Here is a 12,725-nt window from a genome sequence, read left to right as displayed (position 1 = left end):
ATGCGCCCGACGGCGGTATCACGGTTGTGCTTCGAGTTGCAGGAACAGGCTCGGATCGCCAATCCTGCGCAGCACGTAGTCGATTGGCGTCAGACTTGTCAGGGCCTGTCGACGTTCTGCGCTGAGGGTCTTCAAATGCGCATCGGCGATTTTCAGGTGCGCCGCGGTGAATTGTTCCGGCGCAGCTTCGGGCGAGTCGTAGTGAAAATGCGCGAGCCATAACGGCTGATCATGCTGGGTGCTGTCGAGTATCTGATACTCCTGAAAGTAATCCTGGCGCTTTTTGGTCTTGATCCGGCCCAGGGCGTTCCTGACGATCCGTACCTGATGATTGTCCAGCAACCATTGCAAATAGGCTTGTCGAGGCTGGCGATCCTTGAGCAGACTGGCGCGCACGGCGATGCCTTGAGCACGTAACCGGATCGCGGCGCTGTTGAGTTCCGCACTCAAATTGCCCACCGGCAACCGCGTGCCGCCGGCGGCGACAATGCGTGCCTGCGCCTGGTCGACGCTGACAGCAATCTGCTCCAGTCGCCGAGCCTGCTGATCGAACAGATCCTGCATGTCTGCCGGTATACGGTTGGGCCTAAGAGCGTCACGCCGGGTCCGGTCAATGAACGCCTGCACCCGCTCATTCTGGGTCAGGGCATCGGCAATGAACTCGATGTCGCCCACCTGCGTCGTCGGGGAGGCGGTGGGTCTGACGGGAAGCATTTCTTCCAGAGGTGATTCGCTGGCGGCTGCGGGTCTGGCGGGCGCAGGGTCACGAGGCCGGCTCTTGGTGACCTTGCCAACCGGCCGAGACGGTCCTGCGACAGAGGGGCCCCGTGTGGCCGGCGTGCTGCTGGCTCCGGTTTCCGGCAGCAGTTCGCTCAGTTGCTCCTGCGCCAGTTGTCTGAATTCGCCGAGCAAGCTCCTTAGCCGCGTCAGTTCTGCCGCAACCACCATGCCCGGATATTCGCCTGGCAAGTCCCCCAGACGCTGATCGGCATCGACATAGACATCGATCAGTCGGCTCAGACGATCAATGCGCAGCGCAGTGCTGTCGCCGTTGTCGGGTTTCCTGATCAGGGCGGCATGGCGGTGTGTGGCGGTGGCGGCTTCGATTATCAGCCAACCGGTGGCTTCCCGCGCCGCTTCGGTGGCCGTTTCCTGCATGCACAACTCGTGAGACATGCCGATGGCATTGGATTTCAGGTCCCACTGGTTAAACGCCGGGAGCAGTTGGCGCAAGCGTTGCGCGGTGGTCATGCCTGCACTGCCGATGGTGTCGAGAGTTTCCAAGGAGGTACGGGACAGCTGCAGGCGGGCGATCATGTCCTGGCTCAAAGCCAGAGCCTGGTGCAATTCCTCGTTGTAACTTTGCAGCGCTTGCGGTGTATCGATGACCGTGTGTTGAGCCAATTTACGGGTCAATACTGCGTAAGCGTTGCGTTTGAAAACGAACCAGAGGCTGAGGTTTTTTTGCAGCAAAGTGGTCATGCGCTGCAATTCGACGAAATAGCCATCGCTCCCCCCTTTGAGGCGCCATTGGCCGAGTATTTTCAAGGCCTCGTCGTAATCCCCGATCAGCTTTTCGACTTGGTCAAGGTAACGCCGGGTCGCCTCTTCGTGGGCTTGTCCGGAGGCGCCAAGCATGGCTGACTGGGCTTGTTCCAGTGCAGCGTTGCCGACGGCTTCCTGACTTCTGAATGCTTCCAGAGCCGCTCCGAGCTGGTTCCTCTGGGTTTCCTTTTCCTTGCGCTGGGCCTTGAGCTGACTTTGCAGGCTGGTGCCCCCGGCGCCACCGCGCAGACGCAGTCGGGTATCCACGAACCATTGGCCTTGCTGATTGTGAATCAGCAGCGGACCGGTTTTTGACGGTGTCTGCGGATCAACGATTTGCACTTGCTGGTCATCGTTTTCAATCACGCGGAACCAGCGGTCGCCCACCTGCGCATAGGTGCTGGTAGCGAGGCGATACAAGGTCGCCTTGCCCCGCAGCAGGGTTTCCACCGCGGCTGCCGTGAGGTCGGGAGCCGGCACGGCCAGAGTATTCAGAAACGTTGCCAAGGCACCGGGCGAGCGCCGGGGCACCGAGCCGTAGGCCTCAAGCGAGGAGTAATGGCTGGCCGGGAGTGGGTCACTCAACAGCGTGGTGACGTGTGTAACCGTGGGCGGGACAGGCGTTTGTGCAGGGGTGGTCTGGATCCGGGGCAGTCCTTCGCTTTCGATTTCGCTGCGCAACGCTGTGCGGGGACCGGTTGTGCGTTGGGTGGCCGCATGATGGGCCAGGATCATGCCCAGGTTCAGCAACATATCGGCGACGGTGCTCCACTGCGCGTGGGTATCGCCACGATTGTGGGCGTCCACGACCTGATCGATTTCGCTGATGCTTTGCCAGACCCAGATCGCCGCGCCTGCCGGGCCGCAGAGAAAGTTCGCGGCAACGTTGAACAACGCCCACCCACTGTCTCGCAGCAAGGCCCAGCGGCGTTGTGCATTGGACAACGACTGTCGGTCGGCGAGTTCGGCCATCGCCAGTGCATGGGTCTTGAACAGCACCGGGAACACCTCGCCGGTCAGCGCCGTGGAGGCAAGCCCGACCGGCCCGGCCCACTTGACGCTGGTCCAGGGTTCCGCGAGCAACTGCGCGCCCAGCCACGGACTGGGCAGACCGATGGGGAAGGTGTATTGGGCATATTTGAAACTGGTTTGCGAATCCGCCAGCCACGCCAGCACCGAATCTCTCAATTCGCCTGGCTGATGTATGGCGTACAGCAGGTTTTGCGTTGAGGGGAATTGCAGCAATGGCTGCTCAAGCAGCGGACGATACAGCAGGCATGGCCCGGCTCCAGAAAGACGCGGGGCAATGATGAACATGTTGGTGACAACATCACCAACAGTCTCCCCGGCATGGATAAACGTCAGCGGGCGAATGACCACAGTGTGTGGATGGCCCGGAGTCGGTTTGAGCCACTCCTGAACGCAGCGATAACCCTGCTCATCCACGCCGCCGAGGCGACGCAGCTTGGATTCCAGTGCAATCAGCGGCAGCAGTGCGTGCAACTGGTGGAGGTAAAAGCGCTGCTGCAGGGTGGCCTGCAGCGGATCGTTGATCAGTCTGTCCCTGATCAATCCGGGGTAGACCTCACCCATGTCGATCTTGTTTGCCATCTTCGTCAGGTAGGCGACAGTCAGCCACTGCGGCAGCGCTTGTGGCGGGTCGAATTGCAGAGTCGCCAGATACGGCGTGCGGTTTTGCAAGGCGTACTCGCCCAGGGTTTCGATATGGGTGTCATGCGGATCGGGCAGTGTCACGCCTCCCGATTCGAAGCTGTTGGTGATGCGGATTTGCAATTTGTCCAAAGGCAGCCCGGCCGCCGATGGCTGATCGGCAATGATCGCCTCACGCATGCAATTGCGTGCATAGGTATCGATCGGCGGGATTGGCAACAGCGCCTTGTCTGCCTGCCGGTACAACTGGCCCAGCGCATTGATCGATTGGCTGTATTGATCGAGCTCGGAAGCCGAAGCGTCGAGCAGCCAGTCGGGTATCGAATCATCGAGGTCGATGAGGGTATTTTTCTGCGGTTCGCTGGCTTGCTCGATCAGGGGCGGGAAGGAGGTAGCGTCCTCGCTTTCCTCGTCGAGACTCTGCCGGGTGATTGCCCGAATGGCATCGAGCTGGTTGGCAATCAGGACCCAAGCCATGTGGTCGAAAAAATTGCCCTCGGGTTCGAACAACTGCCACTGCAGATTCTGTCCGGCCGGTAACAGTTCGATACGCTGCGGCAGTGATTCACCCAGTTGCTGCAGAGAGTCGAATGTCTCGTAACCATCTTCCACGGTATACATCATGACCAGATCGCGCAGGCCATAGCGTCCGAAAATCACCGCGGCGCCACCCAGAATCAGGTGCCGGGCAGCGCCTTGAGCATCGACCGAGTCGATGTCGATCAGGCACACGCGGATGTCCGACAGTGTCATGTCGTGACGCTGGCGCTCCTGTTTGTCCGGGCGTCGCGAAATCGCCCGGGCGACCAGGCACTGTTCATCGTCCCAGCCCTCGGCGTTATGGACGTTCAGGGCTTCGCGCAGGGCATCGGAGAGTTCTTGCCAGCGCGGCAATTGGCGTCGGGTGCTGTTCCAGTAATCCAGCTGTCGCTCGGCGAAGGCGACAAACAACAGGGGCGAATAATCGTTGAGCAGATCGGCAATGGCCTCGATATCGACATCCATATGCACCACTGGCGTGGCCTGGTGGTTCAAGGTCAGAAAGTGTTCACCCTCCAGATAGTTGGCGCTGGAGCCGTTGAAAAATTGCCGGACGAGTGCCTCTGTCAGTGATTCAAATCGGGTCGGCAGGGCCACTCGTTCCGCGTTCAGCCATTGCCATTGTGGCGTGCCGATCATGGCCTGCTCGGGATCGATCTTGCGTTGTGGATACAGCGCTTCGAGCGCTTGGCGCAGCACTGCGCTGGCGACTTCATCGACCGTGGGACCGCGACTGGTCTGATGGACGATCTGGCTCTTTTGCAGCAATGCATGGGTTTCGGTGTTCGCTGAATGCTCAGTCATTGTCATTGTCCTTTTTGACGTTTGGGGCTTATGAGAAAAACAGCGAACGCGCCAGCTGCGGGCTGATCGCGCTGCGATAGATAGCGATGATTTGCGGGCTGCTGGTGGCTGAGTCCAGGTCGAAGGCGCCGGCCATCCGCCGTTGCTCCTGCAGTTTCAAATGGGCGGCGGTGAAGGCGTCAGCCGGTGCATCGAGGCTGTTGTAATGGAAGTGCGCGTACCACAACGTCTTGCCGCTGCGCCGCTCGCGAATTTCGTACTCCTGCAGATAATCCCTGCGCGGGCCTTTGAGGCGACGCCGGGCACCGCCAGACACAATGTCGATCTCATCCTTGTGCAATAACCATTCGACCCGGGCAGCGGTTGGCGGTTGTTGCTTGGTCATCTCGACCCGTATCCGGTAGCCCTCGGCGTACAGGCGTTCACCCGCCTGGTTCAATTGGGCGATCAGGGCTGGCGGCTCCTCGGTGCTGTTGGCCCGCAGCCGGGCCTGTTCAAGGCTTTTCGCGCTTTCGTCGAGCTGTTCGGCCTTGCGCTGGAACTGCTCTTCGATCTCCACCGGAATCCGACCGGGTTTTTTGGCATGGGCTTCGGTTTGCCGGATGAAGCTTTCCACGCCATCGAGCAGCGCCTGGCCCTGGCTGATCTGGGTGGCGAGATCCGCTACCGGAGCAGGCGGGCGGCGCCGTCCGGGCTGAATGCGTTCGACCCAGACACCGGGCGTTTTCTCGTGAAAGGTGGCGATGACGTTCCCTGTCATGGGCGCTTTCACGTCCAGCAGGACTGGTTGACCTGGCGCCGAGGAACGCAACTCGCCGACCACTGTGCCCTTGAAGCGGGTTTTGATAATCCGTTTACGTGAGGCTGGCGCTGGCCTTGAAGGACCGGGCCGAGGCTCCACCGGCCGGTGTTCGAGAAGCAATTGCGCCAGGTGCTCTTCGGTCTGGCGTTGAAACTCGTTGATTCGTTTACGCGTGTGGCTGAAGGGCTCGTCGAGCAACACATCCTTGTGGTTGAGGGCGAAATCCTCGAACGACTGATCGATGGCGACGAACTGTTCGAGCATGCCGTTGAGGCCTTCGATCCGCTCGTTGGCCCCCAGGCTGGTCTGGTCGAGCAGCAGTTCCTGTGAGGTCTGAATCACCAGGTTGGTTGTATCGAGCAGGCGTACCAGATCGCCTTGTGCCTGAGTCAGCGCTGGCGAAGCCTGCTCTTGCAGGCAGATGTCGCGAGCCAGCGACACCTGAAGCGCCTTGAGATCATTGAGACTGAACACAGGCAGCTTTGCGCGATAGGTATTGGCGACTTCAGCGGCACGTTTGCCCAGTCGGCTCAACTCCTGAAAACGTGACTGGGCAAACTCGATCTTGCTGATCATGTCCTCGGTCAAATCGTACATTCTGCGGTAGGTGACGGGATCACCGGTGCCCGCAGCCGTTTCCTCGGCCTCGAGCAGCACCAGGGTTTCCTTGAGGGTTCTGGCGAAGAGGGGGTCACGTTGAGTGAGCCATGTCTGGTTGAAGAACAACTGGGTACCGAGCATCTCGGTCATGGCGGTGCGGAAATGGGGTACGGTCTCAAGCAGGTTCAGCGATTTCAGCTGGTCGATGGGAGCCGCGTATTCCCCGGTGCGGCGTTCAAGTGCTGCAAGAAACGTGGTCTGCTGCGCCACCAGAGTGTCATCGCTGGCCGCGGTCATGGCGGTGTGGGCGGCTGTCAGCTCTGCGCGGGCCTGCTCGCGCGTGTTATCGAACTCGGTCAGATGTTTCTTGAGTTCGGCGATGCGTTCATTGTTTTCCCGTCGTTTGGCCTTGCGCCGACTCGACAGACCACCGCCGCGCAGACGCAGGCGAGTGTCGACGAACCACTCGCCCCATCGATTGCGGATCAACCCCGGACCCTCACGTCCGGGCTGTCGCTGCGAATTGATGATCGATACCTCACCGGTGTCGGCGACCGCCACTTCGAACCAGCGCTCACCCACGGGTGCGTAGTACCCGCTGGCATGTCGATAAAGGTGACGATAAAGGCCGGCGTCGCTGGCGAGCGGGGTGAGTGCATCGGGGCGCGTAACGGCAAACCGATCCAGGGTTTGGGTCAGGCTCAGGGCGGTGTCGGTCATCAGCGAAGTCTGATGTTGCGCCGGATACTCACCGATCACATCAGGACGTTGCACGATGTTTACCGGCGTTGGTGGCACCGGCTCCCTGGGCTCGGTCTCGACGGTCACCGGCTTCTTTTCAGTGATGTCCCGAGGCGTCGCGTTACGGGTGCTGGCGTGATGGGCGAGCACCATGGCCAGGGTCAGCAACAGATCGGTCATCGCGGTTTTCTGCTGCCCGGTGTCGCCTGTGGCGGCGGCGTCGAAGGTTTGTTGCAGATCGTCCAGCACTTGCCAGATCCAGGCGGCGGTACCGACGGTTCGACCGAAAAACGGCAGTGCGGCGCTGAGGATCATCCAGCTCGCATGCTTGAAGGTCTCCCAGCGACTTTCGCTATTGGACACCGATTGCCGATTCGCCAGTTCGACCATTGCACTGACGTTGGCCTTGAACAGAACAGCCAGGTAATCGGTAGCGATGACTGCTGTTCCCAAGGTCAGCGTGCCGCTCATCTGCAAGGAAGTCAGTGGATCGGCGAGCAGTTGTGAGAGCGACCATACCGAGGGGCGATCATCGCAGAACACGTAATTGGCATAGTTGGCGCGCGCACTGTCCGGCAACCAAGCGAGGACCGCCTGACGCAATGTCGGTGAATGCTTGATGGCATACACCAGGTTGGCCGGCGACGGGTACTGGAGCAAGGCGTGATCGGACAGCGGCCGGTACAGCAGGCAGGGTCCCTTGTCCATCTGTCGGGGCCCGATCACGAACATGTTGGCCACTTCATCGGTGGTCGTCCCCGGGCGCCACGCAGGATTGAAGGCCAGCGGTCGAATGACGATCTCCTGACCGTCCACCCGGCGATTGGCGTCCAGCAACTGAACCACGGCCGCGACATAGCGATAGCCCGCCTCGTCGACCCCGCCCTGCGCGCGAATCTTCTGCTGCAACGCCAGTAACGGCAATTCGACACGCAGCCGGCTGGTGAACAGGTTCTGCCGTCGCAGGCTTTCCAGCGGGTCATCGCGCAGTTTTTGCCTGATCAGCGCAGGATAGGTCTGGCCGATGTCGACACTGACGATCAACCTTTCCAGATAATCAGCCGTCATCCATGCCGGCACCGCAGTGCTGCCGATACTGCTCACGGTCTTGTTGCCGAGCGGCAAGGCAATCAGATTCTGCAGCGCCAGATCGACCAGACTGAAGGTGCTGCGTTCGGGCTCCAGCAACGGTGTGAAACTGCCCCACACCACCACGCTGTCGACCACGATGCGAATCTCGGCCAGATTCAGTTCAGTGGCTTCGGGATGTTCCTTGAGCAGGGCCGCCTCCAGTTGCTCCAGCGCGAACTCGCGAATCGGTTTGATGCCGTCGTCAAAGGACTGCTCGGCGTTCTGACTTTGCACCTGCGCCAGATCCATCAGATGACGGCTGTAGGCAGTCAGGTCGCTGGATGAGGCGTCGACCATCCACTCTGGCAACGCTTGCTCGACCAGGTTGAAGCGTGAAGACGACTGCTTGTCCGTGGGATCGAGTTCGTTGGTCGTGCGGCTGACGTGGGGCGTCAGGTTGGTTGTCGCCGGTTCATTCGCCAACTCGCCAATCGCGTCGGCCTGCAGGGCGATCAGATTGCACGCCAGATGATCGAAGTAGTCACCGTCAGGTTCGATCAGCCGCCATTGCAGGGTTGCAGGCGGCGGTCCCTCCGTCTGGCTCTGCAGTGAGGCACCCAGTTCCTGCAGGGTATCGAAGGCCTGGAAACCGCGAGTGATGGTGTGGGTGAGAATCAGCGTGCGGCTGCCGAGCGTGCCGATCAGTACGGCCATGTCGAGGACGTGCAGGTGAGTGGAAGTGCCATCGTGCGTGGTGTCCAGATCGATCAGGCAGGCGCGGGACTGATAGCGATCATCGGTACTGCGGGCAGTTTTTTGCGGATGGTCGAAAAGACTCTGGGCCATGGCGCGCTGGTCGTCGTCCCACGCCGGGTTCGTCCCGACGTTCCACAGTTCGCGCAGGGACCTGGACAATCCCTGCCAGCGCGGGGCGGAGGCGCGGGTGAACTGGTTCCAGTAATCGACCTGTTGTTCCTCGAAGGCAACAAACAGCAGCGGCGCCAGTTCATTGAGCAGCCTGGCGATGGCCTCGATGTTGACGGGCAGTTGTACCGGCGTCTCGTGCGCAGGATGCAAGGTGAGGTAGTGCTCGCCATCCAGGTAGGTCACCGGTTTATTGGCGACGCCATGACGCACCAGCGCATCGGTCAGCGATTCGAAGTGTCGCGGCCCGGGGACGACACGCTGGTCACGCAAGGTCCAGCCAGGTGTCACCACCATTGCCAGTCGCGGGTCGATCTGTAACTTGGGGTATAGCGTCTTCAGTGCCGGTTGCAGGGCGCGAGTGGCGACTTCCCTGATTGAGGGGCCGGCGATCAGTTGGGTGAGCAGGGCGTCTTGATCATCCGGCAGCTTGTGGTCGGCGGGAGAGTTGAGGGTTTCTGGCATGGTCACATCCTTGGTCAGAACAGCAGGCACCGCGAAAGTGGCGGCGGGCGATGCGTTGCAAGGTAGTGACGGGCCGAGCACCGAAGGTGGTAGATAAATATCGCAGGCAAAAAAAGACCCGCACGGCGGCGGGTCTTGTCGTCAGCGTCGGCTCAGGTACCGGACTTGATCTTGGTCCAGGCCCGGGTGCGTGCACGCTCGGCATCCCGCGGCAGCGGTTGCAGGGTGTAAAGCGTGCCCATCGCCGCATCGGTCGGGTACAGGTTGGGGTTGTTGCGGATCGCCGGATCGACCAGTTGGGTGGCGTCCTTGTTCGGGTTCGGATACCCGACGAAGTCGCTGACCGGCGCGATCACCGCCGGTTGCAGCAGGTAGTTGATGAAGGTGTAGGCGTCCTCCGGGTTCTTCGCGCCCTTGGGAATGGCGAGCATGTCGAACCAGATCGGTGCGCCTTCCCTGGGCAGGCGCATGTCGACCACCACACCGTTCTTCGCTTCCTTGGCGCGGTTGGCCGCTTGCGAGAAACTGCCGGAGTAACCGACCGCGACGCAGATGTCACCGTTGGCGATGTCGGCCATGTACTTGGACGAATGGAAGTAGGTCACGTACGGCCGGATCTTCATCAGCAGCGCTTCGGCCTTGGCGTAATCTGCCGGGTTGTTGCTGTTCGGATCCAGACCCAGGTGCTGCAGCGCCAGCGGCAGGATCTCCGACGGCGAGTCGAGGAGGGCGACGCCGCACTGCTTGAGCTTGCTGATGTTCTCCTCCTTGAAGATCAGGTCCCAGCTGTCCACCGGCGCGTTTTCTCCCAGTGCGGCCTTGACCTTGGCCGGGTTGAAACCGATCAGGATGGTGCCGTACATGTACGGCACGGCGAATTTGTTGCCCGGGTCGTTGGCTTCGATCAGCTTCATCAGTTTCGGATCGAGGTGATTCCAGTTCGGCAGCTTGCTGCGATCCAGCGGCTGGAACACCCCGGCCTCAATCTGCTTGGCGAGGAACACGTTGGACGGCACCACCACGTCATAGCCGGAGTTACCGGTCAGCAGCTTGGCTTCCAGTGCTTCGTTGGTGTCGAAGATGTCGTAGACCAGTCTGGTCTGGGTGTTCTGTGCCTTGAAGTCTTCCAGCGCCTTGGGCGTGATGTAGTCGAACCAGTTATAGACGCGCAGGGTGCGTTCTTCGGCGTGGGCGCCGACGCTGAGCAGCGCGGCGCACAGGGCTGGCGCAATGCAGTGCTTGAGTCGGTTCATTGTTCGAACCCTTCGAGCACGTTCACTGCGTTGATGCCGATTTCCTCCACCGCGTAACCCCCTTCCATGACGAACAGCGTCGGTTTGCCGAGGGCGGCGATGCGTTTGCCCATGGCCAGGTAATCCGGGCTGTCGAGCTTGAACTGCGAGATCGGATCGTCCTTGAAGGTGTCGACGCCCAGCGACACCACGATGATATCGGCGCCATAGCTGTCGATCTCGTTGCAGGCCTGTTCCAGTGCCGCGCTCCACACATCCCAGCCGGAGCCGGCCGCTAGCGGATAGTTGAAGTTGAAGCCTTCACCGGCGCCTTCGCCACGTTCATCTTCGTAGCCGAGGAAGAACGGAAACTCGGCTTCCGGGTGGCCGTGGATCGAGGTGAACAGCACGTCGCTGCGCTCATAGAAAATCGACTGGGTGCCGTTGCCGTGGTGGTAATCGACGTCGAGGATCGCGACCTTCTTGTGGCCGGCATCGAGGAATGCCTGAGCGGCAATGGCGGCGTTGTTGAGGTAGCAATAACCGCCCATCAAGTCGCTGGCAGCGTGGTGTCCCGGTGGTCGGCACAGGGCGAAGGCGCTATGTGCGCCGCGCTGGATTTCGGCCTGGGCGGTGAGGGCGACCTGCGCTGCGCTGTACGCCGCTTGCCAGGTGCCGGCGGTGATCGGCGCGCCGCCGTCGAAGCTGTAGTAGCCGAGCTGGCCGTGCAGGCTGGTCGGTTTGATCTGCCGCAGAGTGCGTGCGGGCCAGGTGTAGGGCAGCAAGTCGCCGTCGGTGTTGAATTCAGTCCAGCGCTGCCACGCACCTTTGAAGAAGTCGAGGTAGTCACGGCTGTGGATGCGCGCGATCGGTTCGAGACCGAAATCCTTCGGTGCTTCCACAGGACCGATGTTCTGGTGCTGTACACGTTGCAGCACGTGGTCGGCGCGCGACGGCATCTCGAAGCAAGGCTTGAGCTGGCCGTCGATGAGTTCGCAGCGGCCGTGGTGCAGGTGGTGATCGTCCGAGTAGATCGTCAGCATTTGTTGTTCTCCGCAGGGGGCTGATTCGGTTGCCCCCAGTGTTGCGGCGCGCGGCGAATCGGAGAACGGCAGGAAAGGCCAAAAGGGGATCGATATGGCCAAAAACTCTGACCGCAATTCGCCCCTTTCCAGCAGATCAAAAGATCGGCGTAGGAGCTGCCGAAGGCTGCGATCTTTTGATCTTCAGGGTCTGAACTGACTCGGTGCCACGCCGCTCCAGCGCACGAACGCATGGCGGAAACTCGCGGTCTCGCTGAAGCCCAGAGTCTCGGCGATGCGGTAGATCGGCAACTGATCCTCACACAGCATCTGCTTGGCCCGCTCGAAGCGCAGTTCGTCGAGCAGTTCCTGATAGCTGCTGCCCATGTCCTTCAGGTGCCGGCGCAAGGTGCGCGGCGAGCACTTCATTTGCTGGGCCAGCCCCTCCAGGCCCGGCGCGGCGTTGAGCTGCGCACTGAGCAACTGACGAATCCGCCCCAGCCACGCCTGCCGCCCGGTGAACTCGATGTTCTGTTTGCGGCAGCGGTCGGCCATGGCCTGGTGGGTGATGCTGTCGGCCAATGGCAACGGTTGATCGAGCCAGCGCCGATCGAAGGCGAAGGCGTTGTCCTTGGCGCCGAAGTGCAACGGGCTGGCGAAGTGCTCGGCATAACTGTCGCGATAATCCGGCGCGGCATGTTCAAAGCGTGTCGCCAGCAACGGCAGCGGATGCCCGAGCAGGTCGTCGCAGATGACCTTCAACGACACCAGACAGAATTCCGCGTTGAACACCGCCATCGACGGACTCTCGCGGTAATCGGCGGCGACGAACCAGACCCGCTCGCCATCGTCTTCCAGGCTCAGTTCGAAAAGTGTTCCCAGCAGCGCCGGATAGCGAATCGCCAGGCGCAAAGCGTCACCTAAGGTGGCACTGGTGAGCAGCGCGTAACCGAGGATGCCGTAGCAGGAAACGTGCATGCGTCGGCCCAGTTCCAGGCCAATGTCATGCTTGAGCGCGACCGCGTTGGCGCAGACCTGCATTTCCTGATTGGTGGTGATGCGCGTGTCGGCACGGGCCAGATCCGCCGCACTGATGCCGCTGCCGGCCAACAGCGCGTCGCTCGACAAGCCTTCGGCCTTGAAGGTGTTGAGCACCAGTGAGACGGCGTTGAGCGTGGTGAGGTGGGAGTGGAGCATAAGATCTTCCAGCCTTGGAGGTACTGGAAACGGCAGCAAGTTATATGCCGGGTGAAGATCAAACGGTGTGAGGGCTGTTGTGGCGATGGAGCTTGCTCTCGCTGGGGCGCG

5 protein-coding genes are annotated in these 12,725 nt (G+C 61.0%); all 5 read right to left on the bottom strand.

Features of this window, described 5'->3' with window-relative positions; all coding sequences use genetic code 11:
• Positions 1 to 18: 18 nt before the first annotated feature.
• The 5 genes from JN524_RS09930 to JN524_RS09910 all read right to left on the bottom strand — a co-directional run bounded on the left by JN524_RS09930 (position 19) and on the right by JN524_RS09910 (position 12,614).
• Positions 19 to 4,560 (bottom strand): hypothetical protein, encoded by a 4,542-nt coding sequence (locus JN524_RS09930; protein ID WP_202369231.1) that lies wholly within the window; start codon positions 4,558 to 4,560, stop codon positions 19 to 21.
• Positions 4,561 to 4,588: 28 nt separating this feature from the next.
• Entirely contained in the window at positions 4,589 to 9,163 is a 4,575-nt protein-coding gene (locus JN524_RS09925; protein WP_202369230.1) for a hypothetical protein, read from the bottom strand.
• A 152-nt stretch (positions 9,164 to 9,315) separates the two neighbouring features.
• Entirely contained in the window at positions 9,316 to 10,416 is a 1,101-nt protein-coding gene (locus tag JN524_RS09920) for a polyamine ABC transporter substrate-binding protein (protein WP_202369229.1), read from the bottom strand.
• Positions 10,413 to 11,438, bottom strand: a complete 1,026-nt coding sequence (locus JN524_RS09915) for a histone deacetylase family protein (protein WP_202369228.1) — start codon at positions 11,436 to 11,438, stop codon at positions 10,413 to 10,415. Before JN524_RS09915 ends, JN524_RS09920 begins: the two co-directional genes overlap by 4 nt.
• Positions 11,439 to 11,621: 183 nt before the next feature.
• Positions 11,622 to 12,614, bottom strand: a complete 993-nt coding sequence (locus JN524_RS09910) for an AraC family transcriptional regulator (protein ID WP_202369227.1) — start codon at positions 12,612 to 12,614, stop codon at positions 11,622 to 11,624.
• Positions 12,615 to 12,725 lie beyond the last annotated feature (111 nt).

The organism is Pseudomonas sp. MWU318 (genome assembly GCF_016756945.1).
Taxonomy (GTDB): Bacteria; Pseudomonadota; Gammaproteobacteria; order Pseudomonadales; family Pseudomonadaceae; genus Aquipseudomonas; species Aquipseudomonas putida_A.
This window is presented reverse-complemented; position numbering and strand designations above follow the sequence as displayed.

Excerpts from the sequence above, each read along its gene's own strand:
- JN524_RS09930 (WP_202369231.1), bottom strand. The coding sequence starts at position 4,560 with ATGACTGAGCATTCAGCGAACACCGAAACCCATGCATTGCTGCAAAAG.
- JN524_RS09925 (WP_202369230.1), bottom strand. The coding sequence starts at position 9,163 with ATGCCAGAAACCCTCAACTCTCCCGCCGACCACAAGCTGCCGGATGAT.
- JN524_RS09920 (WP_202369229.1), bottom strand. The coding sequence starts at position 10,416 with ATGAACCGACTCAAGCACTGCATTGCGCCAGCCCTGTGCGCCGCGCTG.
- JN524_RS09915 (WP_202369228.1), bottom strand. The coding sequence starts at position 11,438 with ATGCTGACGATCTACTCGGACGATCACCACCTGCACCACGGCCGCTGC.
- JN524_RS09910 (WP_202369227.1), bottom strand. The coding sequence starts at position 12,614 with ATGCTCCACTCCCACCTCACCACGCTCAACGCCGTCTCACTGGTGCTC.